Here is a 21215-nt window from a genome sequence, read left to right as displayed (position 1 = left end):
CTATATACCCGCAGCTTGGTCGATCACGTAATTCCAAAAAGGGTTAGCAAATAGCAGTATCATCGTTACCACAAAACAATAGATCGCAGTTGATTCTATCATCGCCAAACCAACAAACAGTGTGCGGGTAATGGTGGCTGATGCATCTGGCTGCTGGGCCAAAGAGGATAGAGCCGTCGCTACCGCCTTTCCTTCACCGAGTGAAGGTCCAATAACACCGATGGTGATGGTAAACCCAGCGGTGATAATCGATACCATTGCTATAATTGTTATGCTGTCCATAATCACTCCTAAATCAATTTAAGGTGTTGGTTCATTGTTGAGAGCCCATTTTTGTATCTTGTTTCTCGGTGGTGGCCGAGCCATCTTGCGCAAGTTCGCGCTCCGGTTGTTGAACGCGAGTCGCCGCAGCGATGTACACGGTTGCTAAAATAAAAAAGATGTAGGCCTGTACCATACCAGTGAGCAAACCGAGCAGAGTCATGACAATAGGAAACAAAAAGGGAGTAATGCTCAACAGAATACCGAGGATCATCACTCCACTCATCATGTTGCCAAACAGTCGCACCGCTAAGGCCAGCGTACGCGACACTTCACTGATAAGGTTAAATGGCAACATAATGACAGTTGGTTTGGTGTAGGAGGCGAGGTAGCCGCGAAAGCCTTGCTTCTCTATACCAAACATAGGTACTGCTACAAATACACATAGTGCCAGCGCTACGGTACTGGAAAGTGAACCCGTAGGCGGTTCGAAGCCGGGGATCACCGTACAGATAGCTGAGGTGGCGATAAACAAAAATAACGAACCGAGAAATCCAAGATATTTATGAGGATTACTCAAACCAACCTCTTCAATCTGTTTGCTAATGGTAATGACCACCACTTCCAGCAAATTTTGCCAGCGAGAACGCTGCATATCCTTGGATAACTTTCTGGTAATCAGGAGTGAGCCAATCACCAATAGCATCATTACTACCCAAGTAAATACAATGGTTGCGTTGAGCTTTACAAAGCTCATTTGCCAGAAAATAATTTGGTCTGGGCTAAGGTTCATAAACGGTCTTCTTGTTTATTGACTATGAGTGTTTTTCCCAACGATTGAGCCTGCTCTACCTGCAGTGTGTATCGCGTTGCCATGAGGCGCACTAACATAAACCCGAGTAATCCGGCTAATAAATGGTATCCATTGTCGCCAGCGATAAAATAGAAGCCAGCGATCACAATGGCGGAGCGAAATAACAGACTGGCGATAAATAACAACGCAACATGTTGAGTCGATTTTAGCTGGCGAACTGTCCACCAAAGTCCGGCGAAAAAAAATATCCCTAGCAATGCACCTGCCAGTAATGCCAATGCGAGCTCTACAAATATGTTGTCTACCAATACATTTTCCATAATGACTTTTCCATCAAGTACTTTTCTATTGTGTCATTTGCTATCAACTAATTTTGCATCAATAAGTTGCATCAAATAAGTGGCCTACAAATTCAATCAAGTTCATCACCTCGGTGAATTTCCTTATCTTCTTTATCAACCCAATGCCAAGCATTGAAACAACCCAGGCATAACCCGATAATCAATAACATTAAGGTTCTGGAATGTTCGCCAGGATAGTGTTTATCCAGCCATATTCCGAGTACTGCACCAAGCACCGTTGGGATTACCACCGACCAACCAATAAGCCCCATCATCCCAAAACCGGTCCAGACGGTTTTATTGATATGTCGCTGCGCCTTCAGTTTTCGTGTCGCCATGTCTTCAACTTGCTGGCTAAACTTGTCGTTGTTGGACTTATCTTTTTCAGGTTTTGGCGGTTCGGAATGTGACTCTTCCGGAGTGATGTTTTCCTCTGGTTTATGATTCATAGTGAGAGCCTGTTGTTTTCCATATTTAATATGTGTCCTAAGGTCTAACTCTTCAGATAACATTGCGACACTAACTCTGTGTGGTGTCTTGTCATTTAAGCCAATAGCCAACACTCAACAACCATTCTGCGTTTAAAAACACTAAAGCGTTAAGCCTAACCTTCAGGCAGCATTCATCTTGATAGAACGATAGGCCCTAAACTCTGTCATGATGGAACTCAGTCAGGCGTCGCATGAAATTACTTTCCATCTTGATCAGTACCGAACGTAATTGCTGTTCTTGTTCATCTAGGTGCATAAATTCTTGCTCAACGGCTTGATGTAACTCGCTTAACGCCAAACCGCCTATGGCATTACGCACCGAAATCAGTACATCAAAGCCCGTTTTAACCAGTACACCTTCATCAATAGCAACATACACCTCATCAGCACCATCGCACTCAAACACCAATAACCCAGCTGTCAGTGACGCCACGCAGTCAAGCCGATGTGGCAAGATGCCAAACGAACCTTGATGCGTAACCGCGACAATGCGCACCACATTTTTCTGCTCAGCAAAAACCTTATAAGGCAGCAAAATTTTCAGGTTCATGTGTGCAGGTTGCATATTCCGGTCCTTGTTTGTCTGTTGACTTGGCCACGACTACTGGCTGTTTACTCTGTCGATCTTAGGGCGATACTTGCTAATAGCTTCATCAATTGAACCAATCATATACAGAGCACTTTCTGGATAGTCTTTAAATTCATCGTGTAAAATTCGTTCGCATCCATCCAGAGCATCATTAAGACTCACCAGCTTTCCGGGCATACTGGTGAACTGTTCGGTAGTAAAAAAAGGCTGGGTAAAAAAACGTTCGAGACGACGAGCGCGCGCCACAATTTTATGGTCTGCTGGCGATAGCTGTTCCATGCCTAACATTGAAATAATGTCCTTAAGTTCAGCGTATTGTGCCAACGTGCTGCGTATTTTCTGCGCTAAGTCATAGTGCCTTCGGCCGATAATGCTCGGTGTGGCCATTTTTGAATTAGATAGCAGCGGATCAATGGCTGGATAAAGGCCTTCACTGGCCCGTTTTCGCGATAGCACAATTGATGCAGAGAGATGCGAAAAGGTATGTACCGCAGCGGGATCGGTAAAATCATCTGCTGGTACGTATACTGCTTGAATGGATGTAATCGCGCCGCTGTCAGTATTGGCGATACGGTCTTCGAGTTGCGACAACTCGGTGCCCAAGGTTGGCTGATATCCTAAACGGGCTGGCATTTGTCCCATTAAACCGGACACTTCCATACCCGCCTGAATAAAACGGAAAATATTATCAATCAGTAACAGTACATCGCGATGTTCATCGTCGCGAAAATATTCGGCCATGGTTAATGCGGCATGGCCTACACGAAAGCGTGCTCCAGGTGGTTCATTCATCTGACCGAACACCATTACCATGTTATCCAACACGCCTGCGGTTTTCATCTCACGGTAGAGTTCTTCGCCTTCACGACAACGCTCACCAATACCGCAAAAAATACTCACACCAGCATGTTGGCCGACCATGTTGTGGATCATTTCTGTCAGTAATACCGTTTTACCTACACCAGCACCACCAAATAACCCCGCTTTGCCGCCACGCTCAAGCGGCATTAACACATCGATCACTTTGATTCCGGTTTCGAATACTTGGGATTTAGTCGCCAGTTGAGCGATGGTCGGCGGTTCGTTATGAACTGAACGCCATTGAGTACCTATTGGGGGGGCTTTACGATCAATGGCGTTACCAAAAACATCAAACATGCGCGATAGAATGGTTTTACCAACAGGTGCCATTAAGGGGCCGCCGCTGTCTTCTACCAACATGCCTCTTGCTAGCCCTTGTGTTGGTGTCAGCGCGATGCAGCGCACTCGATGTTCATCTAGTTGCGAAAAAACTTCGATTAAAATTTGCTGCTGGTGCCCAGTAGTTAATAAGGAGCGAATAGGAGGGAGTTGCTCAGCAAACAGAATATCGACGACACTACCGCGTATCGCTATAACTGTACCTGAATTGGGTGAGGCATTTTTTCTATCCATCATATTCTGTCGATTATCTCCGATAACCAGATTGAAGTGCATAGAGGTAAATAATAGAAGACTTACAGATTTGTCAGCATCGCTAGACTTTGATTAAGTGTCAGTCTCCATTTATGGACGTTAGCCAATTAATTGTTCTATTCGAGTGTTATTGGCCTATTAGTTATAGTACTAGCGGAGCCGTTTTACCATGCGATTGGCGATGACCAGTATCAGTAAAAATCAAATACGGACGTTATTATTTAAAGGTGTCAACAAGCCTAGAATAGACCAACGCATTAGCTCAACCAAACACATATCCAACGTAAAACTGAGTAATCAATCCTGACAAAATGCTTGCAAATATTTAGCCCATTACTTTATTAAAAACCTTTTGGCGTGCTTTGCGTTGACGCAGATCAATTCAGAGTAATAGAGCGGTTCAACCTCTGCTTAACCTTATCTAAGAAATGAGTAATAACGGCACTGCTGGTGGTTAGTAATGAGGTTGAAATGATTTATTGAATAATCGACAAGTTAGCGATGTCTGCTGTCGTGACTTTGATTGCCATCTTTCAGATATTGGGGCGGGAGATAAACGCACTGTCGTTGTCAATATTTCAGTCGACAACAAAAAGGCCAGCCTCGACGGCTGGCCTCAATATTGAATTTATAATTGAGTTTACAATTGGGTTAAATTGCCCAACCACCCATGTAAAAGGCAACTAAACCGAGAGTGATTAAGATAACCCCAAGTCGCAGTTTACGCCACTCGCCACTGCATATGCGGCCAATAACCAAGGTAACAAACCCAAGCATAATCCCAGTAACGATATTACAGCTTAAAATAATAAATACCGCGCAGGTTAAGCCTGCCATTGCATCCACTTTATCGTCAAAATCAAGCTTGGTGACGTTGCTTAACATCAGTAATCCAACATACATCAGCGCAGGCGCAGTCGCATAAGCAGGCACTAAAAAGCTTAACGGCGCTAAGAACATCATCATCAAAAATAACAAGCCAACGATGGTCGCGGTCAGGCCCGTTTTACCACCTGCAGCGGTTCCTGCTGCGGATTCAATATACACCGCTGCTGGTGCACCGCCGACTACGCCTGCAAAAATACTGCTGACAGAATCGGATGTCAGTGCCTTGCCACCGCCAACAATATTGTCTTTATCATCGAGAAGTTCCGCTTGCCCTGCAACCGCTCTAATTGTGCCAGTTGCATCGAAGATAGCGGTCATCACTAATGCCAACACAATAGGCAGTACCACTGGGTTCAGTGCGCCCATAATATCGAGCTGGCCAATGAGCGATGTTTCAGACATCAAGTCAGGCAAAGCAAATAGGCCTTGATAAGTTACGCTAGGATCAAATATTAACCCAAAGATCGATAACCCGACGATGACCAGCAATATGCCACCAGGCATGCCTCGGCGCTCAAGCCCAATCGTCATTGCAAGACCAACAATTGTAGCGATAACCGGTAAGCTATTAATATCACCGAGTTTTACGGGTAAACCGGCATCGTTTGATACAATCAATTTCACGCTATTGGTCGCAATAAGGAGTAAAAACAAACCAATACCAATACCCGTACCGTGAGCAATACCGGTTGGCAGGTTAGTGAGTACCCATTGACGAATACCGGTGACACTCACAAGTGTAAACACGATACCCATTAGGAAAATAGCGCCAAGGGTGACAGGAATCGATATTCCCTGGCCTAGCACCATACTAAATGCAGTAAATGCAGTGAGTGAAATTGCACAACCAATGGCCATTGGCAAATTAGCCCATAGCCCCATGAGCAACGAACCAAACGCGGCAATTAAACAGGTAGCGATAAACACCGCCGCAGGGTCAAACCCAGCAGTGCCCAACATGTTTGGCACTACAATTACCGAATAAACCATAGCCAAAAACGTTGTTAAGCCAGCAATGACTTCACGTTTTAAGGTACTTCCTCGGGCAGAAATATTGAAATAGCGATCCAAAAATGAATCAGAGACAGCAGTGTTAGAGAGAGTCTGTTCAGACTTCATAGTGATGATACCTTTTGATCTCTTAAATGATGAGTTAACCAATGGTCATTCATTGGCGACACGGCTATGGCAGGTAGAGCCCCAAACGAGAAATACTTGGGTGAGAGATCCACTTGGCGCATATAGCGTTAGTGACCTGCGAATATTGTGATAAACAAATTTGTTATACACATGTCTGGTAAAATTTACTCTTACCAACACAGCCTTTGTCGGCGCGGAGTTTACAACAATCAACAATGGGGAAATAGGAAGCGGCTAACATTTTTTGCTATATGAGTAAAAAATGCACCCCAAAAACAGATTGCTCGTATATCTCACCATAAAAGTTACTCGCTGTTGTAATCACTGCCTTTGAGTATTCAACACTTATAACGGATTACCGCCCTTGGTATAGCAATTTAATACCATTGTTTAGGGATAATTGTGTTTGCTGTGAGTAGGTCGATTAACTGGCGCTAGTTCAAGATCTACTTTGGTCATCCTAAGCTGTTATTGCTGAGTATTAGTGGCGAAGTCGTATTGGTGAAGTCGCTGTAAATCGTTATGAGTAAGCTCGGTAGAGGACATTTTCGAATGCTCAATTCATCGCAAATCTGGCAATAAGTATGTTGGTTATGACGAGGAAAAGTATTGCCGCGGAGATAGTGCCCTAGCATTTTGGGTGACTTAGTTTGCACTTGATGGTGCTTTAACAAAAAGGGCTTTGGACGTGTTATTGGTCCAAAGCCCTATATTTAATGCTAACGCGTTATGCTGAATTGGATGGCGCTTAAATCGCGACAGTCACTTTATTGAGCCATGCTAACTCGTCACCTTGCATTAATGGCGCTAAGGTTTGACGAACTTTTTGCTGATATTGATTAAACCAGTTCACTTCAAAATCAGTTAACAATGACTTATCGATTAAGCGTGCATCCATTGGAATATGGGTTAATACATCAAACTCATACATTTCACGCTCTGCACCTGCCAATGCTTGGCAATGTTGCACTGTGACTAGGTTTTCGATGCGAATACCAAAACCATCGGCGCGGTAATAACCAGGCTCATTCGACAATACCATTCCTGGTAGTAATGCCACGCCATTGACGTTTTTACCAATGCGCTGCGGGCCTTCGTGAACACTTAGAAAGTGACCGACACCATGGCCCGTTCCGTGGTCATAATCAAAACCATGCTGCCATAAATACTGACGAGCAAATGCATCGAGTTGCACACCAGAGGTGCCTTTAGGGAAGCGGGCTGTATCAAGGGCTATGTGGCCTTTTAATACCAGGGTGACCATTTTCTTCTGTTCATCGGTCACTTTGCCAATGGCAATGGTGCGGGTAACGTCGGTGGTGCCGTCTAAGTATTGCGCACCAGAATCGACCAAGTAAATGCTGTCCATGGTCATTGTGCTTGGGGTGCCATTATTGTGATTGTAATGGCACATAGCGGCATTGGCACCAGTGGCTGAAATAGTGTCAAAGCTTGGCTCGCGATATAGCGAATCTTGTAATCTAAAGCTTTCTAATTTGTCAGCCAGTTGTGCTTCATCGTGCATAATGTTTTGTTCAACTTGGCTGTCTAACCAGGCTAAAAAACGGCTAACGGCAGCGCCATCACGAATATGACACGCTCGCATACCAGCTAATTCGGCGTTATTTTTTTGTGCTTTAGGTAATGCAACCGGGTCGGTACCCACAATCAGTTTAGCGCCACCTTTTTGTGCCAGTAACTGCGAATAGGCGTTGGCAGAATGTGGATCGGCCAATAGCTTAACGCCATTCATTTGCGCTAATACGGTTGCCAGTTCTGCTTCATCTTTAAAGCTCACGCCAGCACCTACATGCTGTTCAATATTTTGCGGCACTTTAGTTAAATCGGTAAAAAAGGTCATATCGCCATTGGTCGATAATAATCCGCAGCCAAGTATGACGGGGAAGCGTGGAACGTCATTACCACGGATATTCAGTAACCAACAACATGAATCTAATGCGGCAATAAGGGCAACATCGGCGCCTTGCTTGTTAACCAGCTGACCAATTTGTTGACGTTTCTCGACGCTATTACGTCCTGCACCTTGGTGGCTAAATAACGTCATGGTGGATGCTGATGGTGCTGGGCGGTCTAACCAACTCACATCAATCGGGTTGTTATCCACTTCAACTAAATTGATTTGGGCTTTATCAAATTGCGCTTTAGTTTGTTGATACCAAGCTAGGGTATGTAAGCGACTGTCTATGCCGACGCTCGAGCCTGCTGGTAATGTATCAATTAACCAGTCAATTTGCGGGTCATCATACAGGCTTAAATATTCAAATAAGTTACCGTCTACTTGTTGGCGTACTTGCACTGTGTAACGGCCGTCGGTAAATATTGCTGCGCGGTCTTTTAACACGATTGCCATGCCAGCAGACCCCGTAAAGCCAGTGGCCCAATGTAAACGCTCGTTACGAGCAGGCACATACTCACCTAAATATTCGTCAGCGCGGGGAATGATGAATGCGTCAATTTGGTTTACTTCAAGCTGTTGGCGAATGGCGTTAAGACGCGTAGCAATAATATTGAACATGGTTTCTCCGTTGGAGGCGACTGATGAACTCAGCTCTGTAGAATGAACTGCGATTATCGCAAGCGTGACGGCAAACTGGCAAGTGAAGTCGCTGACATAATGTGGAGTAAGCAGTTTAAAATTGTAAACTTATATTGTATACAATGGTAACAAAGCGATACAGGCGGTATCCTTGTCGGTATTGATTACCTTGTATATTTAAACAAGGTAAGACGATTTGATTTCCACAGACTCTAGATAAATAACAATAAAAATAACCAAAGGAAAACCTATGACAATCGGTGTCGGCGGCGTTAGCCCGCAACAAGCATTAGCCACACTAACTAATATGACTCACGGTGTAGCTGCGATAAGTGATGATGAATTTAATCAACGAATTCAACATGCACAACGATTGATGGCGCAACATGGTTTAGAAGCAATCTATGTGAATGCTGGTACTAATTTGTACTACTTTACAGGTACTCGTTGGTTTTCTAGCGAGCGTATGGTGGGTGCTATTATCCCCGCTGTGGGTGAGGTTCAGTATATTGCACCTGCATTTGAACTCGACACGTTACAGGGTTATATGACCATTAAAGGTCAAGTAAATACGTGGCATGAAGATGAAAGCCCATATCAATTATTTGCCGATGTGCTGGATAACATCGGCTTGAGCCAAGCAAAAATCGGTATTGATGAGTCAACTGCCTTTTTTATTAGCGATGGCATTGCCCAAGCAGCTCCACAGCATCGATTTGTAAGTGCGACAACAGTAACGGCAGGATGTCGGATGATTAAGTCGGTTGCCGAAATTGCCTTAATGCAACGCGCTAAAGACATGACACTTGAAGTGCATAAAGCCACCGCCAGTATCTTACGTGAAGGCATCACCACTACGGAAGTGGAAGACTTTATTAACCAAGCTCACTATGCCGTGGGCGCAGCCAAAGGTTCATATTTTTGTATCGTGCTATTTGGTGAAGATACTGCTTATCCGCATGGGGTTAAATCACCTAAAGCGCTTGAGAAAAATGACACGGTATTGATTGACACCGGTTGCCAGTTACAAGGCTATAACTCTGATATTACACGTACTTATGTATTTGGTGAGCCTAATGCTCGTCAGCGTCAATTATGGCAACTTGAGCAAGATGCACAAATTGCTGCGTTTGATGCTGCTACCTTAGGAACCCTGTGTGGTGACGTCGATGCAGCTGCTCGTGTCGTGTTAGAAGCCGCAGGCTTTGGCCCAGACTATAACGTGCCAGGTTTACCTCATCGTACTGGTCATGGTATCGGTTTAGATATTCATGAATGGCCATATTTGGTGCGTAATGATGTTACGCCACTGGCAGTGGGTATGTGTTTTAGCAACGAGCCAATGTTATGTGTACCTGGGGAGTTTGGGTTCCGTCACGAAGACCATTTTTACATGACAGCGCAAGGGCCTAAATGGTTTACAGCGCCTGCGAAGTCGATTGATGATCCGTTTTATCTAGCATGATATTTTTTTAATTATCACTGACAAATATAGTCAGCTTAACGTCGTGGCGCTTCGCCCACACCCGACCAAGAAGGGAAACACTGCTTTCCCCTCTTGGATCACCCCAGCAGCTCCGACAAAGTGTTGATCCTCATAGCATAACAAAAATCGCCTAACGGCTCAGATGGTACATCTGATGTGAATGGACTGACGAATGTCGTGATGACATGGATGTCACTGAACGACCATGTACCCCTGAGTCTGTGTCATATCTGCAAGACAGGAGTCTAAATGCCTTGAAACACATGGATGTGTTATAAAGGCCATGATGTCACTACGGCATTTTTATCACGCTATTTCGGACACTTCGGACGGAGAATCCTTGAAGCTGCAGATTTATGAGTTTTTATTAAGTTGTTTTCGGGGAACTGGAGGATTAAGAAAAATTAGCTAAGTGGTATGAGTCAAGCAATAGCAAAAAGCCTCCGCTACGGAGGCTTTGGGTTTTTGGTGTAGTTCTTAGTGTGAAAACTATGTCATCTATTATTTAATTTTTAGTTGATTTCAAATAACTCAACATCAAAAATCAGTACTGAGCCACCTTCAATTTTACCGGTTGAGCGATTGCCGTAAGCCAATTGGCTTGGAATATAAAAACGGAATTTATCGCCAATACTCATGAGTTGTACACCTTCGGTCCAACCGGCTATTACTTGGTTTAAGCCAAAGCTGATTGTTTCGCCGCGATCAACAGAGCTGTCGAATACGCTACCGTCAATGAGTGTGCCGTGATAATGCACGGTAACTTTGCTTTTTGCGCTAGGGTGTTCAGTATTATCGCTTTTAACGAGCACTTCATATTGCAGGCCAGATAAGGTTTGGATTACACCTTCGCGTTTGGCATTTTCAGCTAAAAAAATCTTACCTTTCTCAATGTTTTCTTTGGCGGCTTTAGAATTGTTAGATTGAGTGAAAAAATAAAAAATAACGCCCGCAATGACCAGAACGGCTAAAATCATACGCATTTAATTGATCTCGAATTGTTGGGTAGATAGTGCGACTAGTTTAGCGTAAAAATTGCTGGGCTAATACTCATCAACACGATTGAAGCGATAATTGAACCAACAGCTTAACGGTATGCATCAAATAACGGATGCCACTGCTGATAACACAATAAGCTGACTCCAACTGAGTTGAGTACGATGCAACACCACAATATCCGTTTAAAAGACGATTTTTGGGTTTTATGACGTAAGTGATACTGGCCGAGTAGCGCTGCTGGCCAGCCGCCAATTAAAGAAAAAAACTGTAAGGTGCTTTCTTTTATGCGCCATTGCCCCTGTTTAGCGGCCGATTTATCACGATAATACAAACTAAAAGTGACCAGATTAATTAAGCCGTATACCCCAGCTAACCAGGGCTGAATAGTTGCAAAAATAGCGCTAATGAGCAGCAACATCAACCAAGCAAACTTATTCATTTTAGTGCCTGCTCTGTGAGATTAATTTTATCATATTGATTTCGTCATACTGATGAGATCAATCAGCATTGCACACAATGGTAGTTGCATAGATTCTTCTTTTAAGTGTATATGTTTCATTAGCTTGTGCGGGAGACTAACACACGCCACAGCTTTTCTAATGGGCCTTGGTTGAATTTGCGTAAATAGACATCCGCTAACAACAGTTGAAATACACTGTAGATAATCGCAATTGAGACGTAACCTATCCTGTCTAGTGAGTACAGCCAGTCTGGTGCGATATAACGTAACAGTAAAATACCGACTATTGACTGGAGAATGTACAAACTAAACGCCATCCGCCCGACGTTTTGCAGTAGTTTTAGTCTATGTGGCGTATTTTTGCAAAATTTGACGATAATGTGGATGTAAATCAAAGCCGTCGCAATAGCGCTGAACCACAATAAAAGATCTGACATCGACTCCAACATCTGATTGCCGCTTAGACTTAAAATCGAATCTAATGATGCTAATGTGATGGCCCAAAATACACATTGCCACAGGGTTTTATTATCCAATCCATCAACAAAGATATTGCGTTTATATAACGCCATCCCTAAAAGCATTAGGCCGGTGATATACCACATTAACGTTAATGGAATAACCGCTAGCATGTATGCAAACATGGTTAGGTGCAGGGTCAGTTGTTGTTGGTAGCTACCAGTCCAAGCAGCAAGTTGCTCGATGAAGAATGCTGAATCTCGTGAATAAACTTGATCGTCAGGCATGAGCGAAATAAGTGCTATGGGGATTAATGATAAAAAGATAAACCATTTAGCTTTACGGATTAACTCATCAGCACTGAGGCTAATGTAGCGAAAAGCCAATAATCCACTGACACCATAAGACAATAATATATCGCCAGGAAATATGAAAATAGCGTGCATTACGCCAAAGGCAATTAACCAATACAGACGGCATTTTATGCGATTATTCCGCTGGATAGTGGTGGCAGTGTCCATTCTCATTTGCTGGCGTTGGTATTGGATTAACATTCCCACCCCAAAAATCATCGCAAATAGGCTAAAGAAACGACCTTCTAAGAAGAAATTGCTAAAAATGAGCAGGATAATGTCGCTGGTGGGTTGAACCTCATGAGGAGCGTAACCGAAAAAACTATTGCCCATAAAATAGATATTAAGGAAGAAAATACCTAATACGCCAAGCCCTCTGATAGCGTCAAGATTAGCCAAACGTGCTTGTTTGATTGGAGCATTATGCTCATCCATGTTCGTTGCAGTGTTAATCGCTTAATTCCTTTTACTTTTAGCTGTTTATAAACCCTCTTTATTCATTAAAGAGGCGCTGTTAGAGATTACCAGCCAAATACGGTAATGCAACTAGATAATGTGTTTAGGGAAGGGGAACGATTATAAAAAAACCAAGCGATCAGCGTAATGCCGCACGCTTGGTTTGTTAAGTATTTTGTGAAGTAAGTCTGCAGGCTTATTTGGTTGTTTGTACTTCAAGGAACGGGATAGTACCAGTAGGTAGCATAGTTGTTGGTAAGCGCCCATCCCAACGTTCCGCTTTAGTTAATTCAACTAAATTTTGATTTTGCGCTAGTGCTTCAGCACGAATTTTAATGGCTGATGCTTCTGCGTTACCTTTAATACGGATACTTTCAGCTTCGGCAATTGCGCGGGCCAATTGTGAATCTGCTTCAGCTTGTGCTTGAGTCACGGCAATTTGGGCACTAACACGCTCTTTTTCAAGATTCTGTAATTGTGTTTGTACTTCTACTTCTGCGCGCATTCTGTCTTCTACTGATTTCTCGTATGCGTTGCTAAAGTCGATATTTTCAATCTGTACCGAATTAATGGTCACTGGGCCTTTAATCGATTTAGTAATGGCGTCAGTCACATCAATACCAAACTTGATACGCTCTTGAACGGCAGAAATAGCCGTATACTTACCAAAAATATTTTCAATCTGTGTTGGTACTTGGCGGTCGAGTAAACGCGACACCATTAAGTCGATACTTTTGAAATTAGCATACACTTCTTCAACACGATCTGGCGGTATGCTAAATGTGACTGATGCGCGTAATGTGGCAGGTTGTTGATCGCGGCTATACGCCTGTAAACCTTGGTAGTTTGCGGTGTGAGTTTGGGTTGAGATCTTAACCACGGTATCCATTAGTGGAATTTTAAATCCAAGACCTGGTTCTGCAGTATCGATAATTTTACCGTTACGCAGCAATACCCCACGTTCGCCCTGATCAATGGTATACCAGCTACCATATAAACTGATCAGCATTAGCAGTAAAACTGCGACAGGAATGATTTTACCGAGATGATTTGTGTTAGCTTGCGCCAGACCATTTTTTAACATTATGCTTCCCTAGCAAAGTGAATAAAGGTGATTAATTTACCTGGTTATTTTTGAGGTTTCTCTGAAATCCAAAGCTTAATATGCCCTTGGACCACCACAACACCGTTAGTGTCATAGGCTTTTACGTCGACTAACATATCACCCACTTGCCATTGTTCTGGTTTTACCTCTGCAACACATAAAATGTCGCTGCCAGCTTTTGCGGTGTAATCAACGCTCATGCCTTTAGGGATCCAGCGTAAATGAGCTGGGATTGATGCTTCTGCCATCGTGCCCATGGCCATTTCCAGGCCATTACAAATAGCAATCACATGCACGGTTCCAATATGATTTTGGACTTTCTTGCGCTTTTTGATTAAACATTCGCAGCGGTTAACGCGTAAATCACTTATGTAAGGGTGTACTGTGCCAAAATAGGGCGCCATTCGAGACACCATTTTAGAGAAAATCTGTTTACCAAATGGATAAGCAGTGACTTTCTTATATAACGACATGACTTTATTGGGTTTAGTTGGGGTCATAAATGAACTCTAATTATTATCTGGTCGGACGAGATTAACATTGTTGTAACCTGCGGAAAAGCCCCGTTGAATATTTTCCATCGCTCATTGCAAAGGGCACAGGTATAATTTACGTGATTAGACACATTAAGGATGAATTTTGAAAACTGACTCACTGTTATTGAATTATTTCAAAGGTATGGCCATGGGCGCAGCAGATGTTGTGCCGGGAGTGTCGGGTGGCACTATTGCGTTTATTACCGGTATTTTAGATCCGTTATTGGATGGCATTCGCAAAATTAACTGGTCGTTAGTGGGCATTATTAAGCAAAAAGGCATTAAAGCCGCCTTTTTACACATTAATGGTCCTTTTCTCGTGTGCGTGTTTGGTGGGATCCTCACCAGTATTTTTACCTTAGCTAAATTGATTTCTTGGCTATTGGTTACGCATCCCATTCCTGTGTGGTCGTTCTTTTTTGGATTAATTTTATTTTCCGTGGTTCATATGCTTAAGCAAGTGAACAAATTCAATGCAATTCGGATTGCCATGTTTATTGTTGGTGTCGCCTTTGCGTGGGCCATTACAGTGTTACATCCTATCGAAATGCAGGTGAGTTATCTTAACTTCTTCTTTTGTGGTGCTATTGCTATTTGCGCCATGATATTACCCGGTATTTCAGGTAGCTTCATTTTACTGCTTTTAGGGATGTACCCTGCGGTATTAGCGGCAGCTAAAGGCTTTGATATTGTTTATTTAGCCTGTTTTGCGATTGGTGCAGTAGTCGGATTGTTAAGTTTTAGTCATGTGTTATCGGCTTTGTTACGTAAATTTCATGATATGACGTTATTATTTTTAACGGGATTGATGCTCGGTACGCTGGGTAAAATTTGGCCTTGGAAACAAGTGATCAGTTGGCGCGAGAATTCTAAGGGTGAATTAGTGCCTTTGGTTGAGCAAAATTTATCTCCGTTTCAGTTTGAACAAATCACTGGTGAGTCGTCACAAATGATCATAGCCATAGTATGTCTGCTGGTGGGAATTGGTTTGGTGTGGGGATTAGAACGCGTCGGAAATAAAGCGAATAGTTAATCCTGTTTAAGCTTAATCTGGGCAAATTGACTGAAGGTTGAGTTGAAGCTAAATGATAAAGCAGAACTTAGGTTCTGCTTTTTTGTGTGCGTTATTTGGCTAATATGAAGACTCATTTTGCAAAAGTGATAAATACCTCTATAAATAATGAACTTAATGAGTGTTTTACTCGTATATTTAATTAATCGCATGCGTTGTTAGCATGACACCTTTTTTATCCCACTTTGGGAATATTACGGTTGCCACAGGAGTGCATAATATGCCAAATATCGATACATTTGTGCCAGAAAAAATCCAAATTGGGATCAGCAGTTGCTTGTTGGGTAACCAAGTTCGCTTTGATGGCGGACACAAAAACTCTTATTACTGTAGACAAGAAATAGAACCATTTTTTGAATACACCACTGTTTGCCCTGAAATGGCGATCGGCATGGGCACACCACGTAAAAGTATTCGTCAAATACGGGATGGCGATGTAGTGCATATTCGCAGTGCTGATGGAACGCTCGATGTGACAGACAAGCTTAATGAATACTCCCAAGCTAAAGTGGAAGAACTTGATTACCTTGGCGGTTATATTTTGTGTGCCAAATCGCCGACCTGTGGCATGGAAAGAGTCACCGAGTACAAAATTGGTACCAATAATGGTAGCAAAACTGGCGTAGGTGTTTTTGCAAAGAAATTAATGGAACGCTATCCACTTCTGCCTGTAGAAGAAGAAGGACGTTTACATGACTTGCCATTAAGAGAAAACTTTTTTACCCGTGTATTTGCTTATAACGATTGGAAGCAAATGACTCAATCGGGTCTCACTAAACACAAACTAATGCAGTTTCATTCGCGTTATAAGTATTTATTAATGGCTCATAGCCCAAAGTGGTACCGCGATTTAGGACCTATATTGGCCGATATTCAAGATGTTGAGCAAACTGCACAACAATATTTTGAAGGCTTTATGACGGCACTCAAAATTATTGCCACCCGTAAAAATCACACCAGTACTTTGCAGCATATTCAAGGCTATTTTAAGAAGCAATTGACCGCTGAACAGAAAGAAGAGTTGAGTGAGTCAATTTTAAAATATCGCCAAGGGCTGTTGCCTTTGCTAGTGCCAATTACCTTGATTAACCATTATGTACGTGAGTTTCATACCCCGTATATTCAAGACCAGGTGTATTTAAATCCACATCCAGAAGCGCTTAAGCTTCGTTATGCTTATTAGGTCGATAGTGAATGACTTCTATGAATAGTTTGATGTGGTTTAGGCAAGATTTACGGGTGGCAGATAATCCGGCTTTAGTGGCAGCATGTGAGTTTGCTAGCAGTAATCGTGGTCATGTTCGAGCTGTGTATTTTGTCACGCCAGGACAATGGGCGCAGCATGATGTTGCGCCGATACAAATTGATTTTATCCAGCGACATGTCAATTTGTTAGCACAGGCATTGGCGGTGTTAGGTATTCATCTAGATGTGTTGCACGCACAAGACTTTGATGAAGTGCAAATCTTGTTAGCCGCTTATATCGCACAGCATGATATTGCCGCTGTGTATGCTGGCAATGAGCCAGAAATAAATGAACGTCGTCGAGACCGCGCATTAATTGATAGCGGTGTACCCCTAACGTTAATCGACCAAGATTGCGTATTAGCAGCTGGGCAAGTGAAAAACTTGGCTGGTGATATGTACAAGGTATTCAGCCCTTTTGCTAAAAAGTGGAAAAGCATTGCTGGCCAGCGTGCGATTGTTCCCGTTGCGGTGCCTGCGCCAATCGCTGCAGTACTGGCAACGCCTAATGAAGTGGTATTTAATTGCGATAAAATGTCTAGTGAGCAATGGCCTGCTGGAGAAGGGGCTGCAAAGCGAATACTGGATCAGTTTTTAGCAAACCAAGTTGCAGATTATCAAGCCGAAAGGGATTTTCCTGCCCTTGAAGGAACCAGTCGATTATCGCCTTTTTTAGCTATTGGGGTTATTAGTTCACGTCAATGTGTCGCAGCCATATTAGCGCGTTATCCCCAAGCTTTAGTCGATGACACTTGCCCTGCAAAAACGTGGTTAAATGAATTAATTTGGCGAGAATTTTATCGCCATTTACTGGTGGCATTTCCACGCTTATCCATGAACCATAACTTTAATGAGTTAGGCGACGGCATTGTGTGGCGCAATAATCTTGCTGAGTTTACTGCCTGGTGTGATGGCCAAACAGGCTATCCAATTATTGATGCTGCTATGCGCCAATTAAATCAAACCGGTTGGATGCATAATCGATTACGCATGGTGGTAGCTAGCTTTTTAACTAAACACCTATTGGTTGATTGGCGTTGGGGCGAGCGATATTTTAGGCAAAAACTAATTGATGGTGACTTAGCCGCTAATAATGGTGGTTGGCAATGGTCAGCCGGAACAGGCTGCGATGCGCAACCTTATTTCCGCGTGTTTAATCCAATGACCCAAAGTAGCAAGTTTGATCCAGATGCAAGTTTCATAAAGCGTTATGTTTCCGAGTTATCAGCATGGTCATTGGCCGATATTCATCAACCCAAAACCATCAATGTTAATGACTTATTTGCACAACGCCAGGATGATCGATACCCACAACCTATTGTCGAACACAAGATGGCACGCTTGCGGGCGATAGAGGTACTAAGCGCATTAAAGCGTGGTTAAGTTTCGATTAACATTCAATGCAGTTAGCAAGACAAAAGGCTGCTTGAGAGCCGTTTGTTACTCTGAACTCAGGTTACTGAGTCCATCTTGATTCGATAAATCAGCAACAACACTATTAGGCCGCTATTATCTCTTATGATAATAGCGGCTTTTTTTGCGTTAGATCACACTATGAGCTTGGCTGGCTAGTGGATTGATGAGTATTGATTGAAGCACATCAATTAACAGCATAGAATGGTTACATTAAAGATTTATATATTATGCATGTTTAAATCTTGTTGATGTTAATCCACTAAGTGAGTGCACTGCTTATGCTGAATATTGATGATCCTGCTGAAATTGATAAAACTCCTGCAATATGGCGTTTGGGTTTTAGACCGTTTTTTTTGGGTGGGGCGAGTGTCGCAGCGTTATACATTCCGTTGTGGTTAATGGGCTGGTTTACTCCGCAATATAGCTTATTTAACAGTGAGTTTTGGGCCAATGTTGTGCCGCTATGGTGGCATCCTCACGAAATGTTATTTGGTTTCGCTATGGCTATTGTGTGCGGTTTTTTACTCACAGCAGTACAAGCGTGGACCAATCAACCCACCATTACGGGACGCGCATTAATGGTCACCTTTGGTTGTTGGCTCATTGCCCGCTTAATGTTGCTATTACCAATGAACATCCCTTTGATACTACCTGCAATATTTGACAGCTTATTTTTAGGATTAAGTGCGTTGGCATTGTGGCGTTGTATTTATCCGGTTAAACAATGGCGCAATATAGGTTTTCCTATCATGCTGGTGGTCGCATTGTTGGTTAATTTAGCCAGTTATTACGCCTTGTCCGAACGTAACTTTTCATTATCGACCCAATTATGGCAAGGAATGATTTGGTGGCTAGCCATGGTTATTACCATTGTTGGCGGTCGAGTCATCCCATTTTTTACCGCAATGAAAATTCAACAACCCAAGCCTGATCCCATTAATGTGTTAGAAAATGCATTATTATTAACGATGGGTTTACTGTTTATTCAAGCAATAAGTCACTGGTTCCCCAAAGGAGTTGAACAAGCACTTTTAGCAGTAGCAGGCATATTGCATTTAGTCCGTTTTGCTCGTTGGCAAGCACATAAAACCCTAAAAGAGCCGATGCTGTGGTCATTGCATATTTCGTATCTATCGTTGCCAATCACATTGTTATTAATGGCAATCAACATTGATAACGAATATGCCTATCGTACCTTATTGCATTTATTTGCTATTGGCGGCATCGCATCATTATGTTTATCAATGATTTCACGCGTTTCACTTGGGCATACTAGTCGCAATATCTATCAAGGCCCTAATATGACGTGGGCATTTTTATGTTTGCCTCTCGCTGCTGTTTTACGTGCAGGAATGCCTTTGTTGATGCCTGAGTACACCCAAATTTGGTTATGGGCAGCTGGAGCATGTTGGTTTGTCGGTTTTGGTTTATTTGTGTGGTTTTACGCGCCGATTTTACTACGACCACGTCTTGATGGCCGTCCAGGATAATACCAACTAAATTAGTAACTAAAGTTAACTAACTAAACAGTTAACTACACTAAACAGTGCAAAATTAGTGCTACAGACTTATCGAACAATGTAGCGCTGTAAATTAAGAGATTGGAGAAAGGTTAGTAATATGATGGATCTACTTATCGATGTGATAATGAAAGCGACTCGGCCAATGCGAAGCAAGGTAGGGTTAAGCATTATTATTAGCGCAATGGCATTGCTGAGCCTAACGTCTTGGTCGCTTCAAAGTGCTGAAATGGATCCTAATCAACTAAAGTTTCCACAACAATATGATTCTTGGCAAGCAACAGAAGAGCAAGTTGAACGAGACGATATACTGGCGCAATATCCTGCCAATATCATTTTATGGGCGGGTTCATCATTTGCGAAAGAATATCATAGCCCTCGCGGACATCAGTTTGCTGTGGCTGACGTGACACATACCTTGCGTACTGGTGTTGCAATAGCTGAAGGTGATAAAGGTTTATCTGCCAGTTGTTGGACCTGTAAAACACCCGATGCACCAAGATTGATTAAAGAAATGGGTATTCAAGGTTTTTCAGGTGCCAATTTTGTCGATTTAGGCCGTGAAATCAAATCCGTTGTTTACTGCAGTGATTGTCATGTTGATGGCAGTGCTAAACTCGCATTACCACGCCCTCATGCGCAAAATGCGATGGAGAAAATCAAACTGCCTTTTGATAAGCAAGACCGCAGCATGCAAGGCGCTCAGGTTTGTGGTCAATGTCATGTGAGTTATTATTTCCAGCCTGAAAATAATAACAAAGTTAATATTCCATGGATTTTTGGTAGCACTGCTGATGAAATTGAAAAGTATTACGACACTCGTCGCTTTTACGAATGGATCCACCCAATCTCTAAAACCCCAATATTAAAAGCGCGTCATCCAGAGTTTGAGCATTGGAGTCGTTCGGCTCACGCTAAGCAAGGTGTGACGTGTATAACCTGTCATATGCCAGCTGCGACAGATGAAAAAGGCGCTACTTTTACTGACCACAAGGTTGCTGGCGCATTAGACAATTTTGATCGCGCTTGTACAAGTTGCCATAGCAGTAAAGCGGCCATCACCAAAAAGCTTGATAAAACCAAAGCTAATATTGATGCTAAATCACGTAATGTAGAGTCATTGCTGATTAAAGCGCATTACGAAGCCAAAGCGGCTTGGGATGCAGGAGCCACATGGCCGCAAATGAATGATGCGATTATGGCTATTCGTCATTCACAATGGCGCTGGGATTTTGCCACAGCATCGCATGGAATGTACGCTCATAATCCTAAAGAAGGGATTGAGTTACTGGATAAATCGACTGAACAGGTTACTTATGCCCGTGAAGCATTAGCCCGCATATTGAGTCAAATGTCAGTGACCAAGGTTGAGTACCCAGATTACAGTACCAAAGAAAAAGCCCACGCCGCTATTGGCTTTATTGAAGCCGACGCCATTAAAGCCAAACAAGCTTTTATTAAACAAGAAGTTGATAAGCACTGGCAGCCGGTAGCCAAAAAGGGTTACTAAAGAACAGTTTCAATTTATAAACACAACTAACGCCTAAGCCATGCTTAGGCGTTTTGCTTTGT

Annotated in this window: 19 protein-coding genes; 6 read left to right on the top strand and 13 right to left on the bottom strand. The window is 42.9% G+C overall.

The window, feature by feature from the left end; all coding sequences use genetic code 11:
• From EGC86_RS01820 to EGC86_RS01785, 8 genes are all read right to left on the bottom strand, one after another.
• Positions 1 to 282 carry a F0F1 ATP synthase subunit C gene (locus tag EGC86_RS01820; protein ID WP_011638498.1) on the bottom strand — a complete coding sequence of 94 codons (282 nt, stop codon included), beginning with the start codon at positions 280 to 282 and terminating at the stop codon, positions 1 to 3.
• A gap of 31 nt (positions 283 to 313) precedes the next feature.
• Positions 314 to 1054, bottom strand: a complete 741-nt coding sequence (locus EGC86_RS01815; protein ID WP_123776445.1) for a F0F1 ATP synthase subunit A — start codon at positions 1052 to 1054, stop codon at positions 314 to 316.
• Positions 1051 to 1395 carry an ATP synthase subunit I gene (locus tag EGC86_RS01810; protein ID WP_123776444.1) on the bottom strand — a complete coding sequence of 115 codons (345 nt, stop codon included), beginning with the start codon at positions 1393 to 1395 and terminating at the stop codon, positions 1051 to 1053. The genes EGC86_RS01815 and EGC86_RS01810 overlap by 4 nt, the downstream gene beginning before the upstream one ends.
• Before the next feature lie 92 nt (positions 1396 to 1487).
• Complete coding sequence (locus EGC86_RS01805) at positions 1488 to 1865, bottom strand: AtpZ/AtpI family protein (RefSeq protein ID WP_123776443.1); 378 nt, start codon at positions 1863 to 1865, stop codon at positions 1488 to 1490.
• A 196-nt stretch (positions 1866 to 2061) separates the two neighbouring features.
• The gene (locus EGC86_RS01800; RefSeq protein WP_123776442.1) at positions 2062 to 2472 is read right to left on the bottom strand and encodes a F0F1 ATP synthase subunit epsilon; all 411 of its coding nucleotides are present in this window, start codon (positions 2470 to 2472) and stop codon (positions 2062 to 2064) included.
• 36 nt (positions 2473 to 2508) lie between these two features.
• A complete protein-coding gene (atpD, locus tag EGC86_RS01795) occupies positions 2509 to 3933 on the bottom strand; it encodes a F0F1 ATP synthase subunit beta (RefSeq protein ID WP_123776441.1) in 1425 nt (474 codons plus the stop codon).
• 669 nt (positions 3934 to 4602) lie between these two features.
• On the bottom strand, positions 4603 to 5958 hold the full coding sequence (locus EGC86_RS01790; RefSeq protein ID WP_123776440.1) for an NCS2 family permease: 1356 nt from the start codon (positions 5956 to 5958) through the stop codon (positions 4603 to 4605).
• Between the two features lie 769 nt (positions 5959 to 6727).
• Positions 6728 to 8515 (bottom strand): aminopeptidase P family protein, encoded by a 1788-nt coding sequence (locus EGC86_RS01785; RefSeq protein ID WP_123776439.1) that lies wholly within the window; start codon positions 8513 to 8515, stop codon positions 6728 to 6730.
• A gap of 271 nt (positions 8516 to 8786) precedes the next feature.
• Between EGC86_RS01785 and EGC86_RS01780 the strand changes: the two genes are divergently transcribed.
• Complete coding sequence (locus EGC86_RS01780; protein ID WP_123776438.1) at positions 8787 to 10001, top strand: M24 family metallopeptidase; 1215 nt, start codon at positions 8787 to 8789, stop codon at positions 9999 to 10001.
• Between the two features lie 533 nt (positions 10002 to 10534).
• Here EGC86_RS01780 and bamJ read toward each other — a convergent pair.
• The 5 genes from bamJ to EGC86_RS01755 all read right to left on the bottom strand — a co-directional run bounded on the left by bamJ (position 10535) and on the right by EGC86_RS01755 (position 14354).
• Positions 10535 to 11005 carry a BamJ family beta-barrel-assembly machinery protein gene (gene bamJ, locus EGC86_RS01775; RefSeq protein WP_123776437.1) on the bottom strand — a complete coding sequence of 157 codons (471 nt, stop codon included), beginning with the start codon at positions 11003 to 11005 and terminating at the stop codon, positions 10535 to 10537.
• Positions 11006 to 11109: 104 nt separating this feature from the next.
• The gene (locus tag EGC86_RS01770; protein ID WP_123776436.1) at positions 11110 to 11460 is read right to left on the bottom strand and encodes a DUF1294 domain-containing protein; all 351 of its coding nucleotides are present in this window, start codon (positions 11458 to 11460) and stop codon (positions 11110 to 11112) included.
• Positions 11461 to 11579: 119 nt separating this feature from the next.
• Entirely contained in the window at positions 11580 to 12728 is a 1149-nt protein-coding gene (locus EGC86_RS01765; RefSeq protein ID WP_123776435.1) for a DUF418 domain-containing protein, read from the bottom strand.
• Between the two features lie 217 nt (positions 12729 to 12945).
• Positions 12946 to 13833, bottom strand: coding sequence for a prohibitin family protein (locus EGC86_RS01760; RefSeq protein WP_101088779.1), 888 nt, complete (start codon positions 13831 to 13833; stop codon positions 12946 to 12948).
• Positions 13834 to 13877: 44 nt separating this feature from the next.
• Positions 13878 to 14354: a hotdog fold domain-containing protein gene (locus EGC86_RS01755; RefSeq protein WP_011638485.1), complete on the bottom strand. Its 477-nt coding sequence runs from the start codon at positions 14352 to 14354 to the stop codon at positions 13878 to 13880.
• 139 nt (positions 14355 to 14493) lie between these two features.
• Here EGC86_RS01755 and EGC86_RS01750 point away from each other — a divergent pair, with 139 nt between their 5' ends.
• From EGC86_RS01750 to EGC86_RS01730, 5 genes are all read left to right on the top strand, one after another.
• On the top strand, positions 14494 to 15423 hold the full coding sequence (locus EGC86_RS01750; protein WP_011638484.1) for a polyprenyl-phosphate transporter: 930 nt from the start codon (positions 14494 to 14496) through the stop codon (positions 15421 to 15423).
• A 259-nt stretch (positions 15424 to 15682) separates the two neighbouring features.
• Positions 15683 to 16645 carry a YbgA family protein gene (locus tag EGC86_RS01745; protein WP_011638483.1) on the top strand — a complete coding sequence of 321 codons (963 nt, stop codon included), beginning with the start codon at positions 15683 to 15685 and terminating at the stop codon, positions 16643 to 16645.
• A gap of 11 nt (positions 16646 to 16656) precedes the next feature.
• Positions 16657 to 18090, top strand: a complete 1434-nt coding sequence (gene phrB / locus EGC86_RS01740; protein WP_123776434.1) for a deoxyribodipyrimidine photo-lyase — start codon at positions 16657 to 16659, stop codon at positions 18088 to 18090.
• 311 nt (positions 18091 to 18401) lie between these two features.
• Complete coding sequence (locus EGC86_RS01735) at positions 18402 to 19613, top strand: NnrS family protein (protein WP_123776433.1); 1212 nt, start codon at positions 18402 to 18404, stop codon at positions 19611 to 19613.
• Positions 19614 to 19743: 130 nt separating this feature from the next.
• Positions 19744 to 21153, top strand: a complete 1410-nt coding sequence (locus EGC86_RS01730; protein WP_123776432.1) for an ammonia-forming cytochrome c nitrite reductase subunit c552 — start codon at positions 19744 to 19746, stop codon at positions 21151 to 21153.
• Positions 21154 to 21215: the final 62 nt, after the last annotated feature.

The organism is Shewanella frigidimarina (assembly GCF_003797125.1).
GTDB lineage: Bacteria > Pseudomonadota > Gammaproteobacteria > Enterobacterales > Shewanellaceae > Shewanella > Shewanella frigidimarina.
The sequence above is the reverse complement of the archived record's forward strand: the minus strand, read 5'-3'. Positions and strand labels throughout refer to the sequence as shown.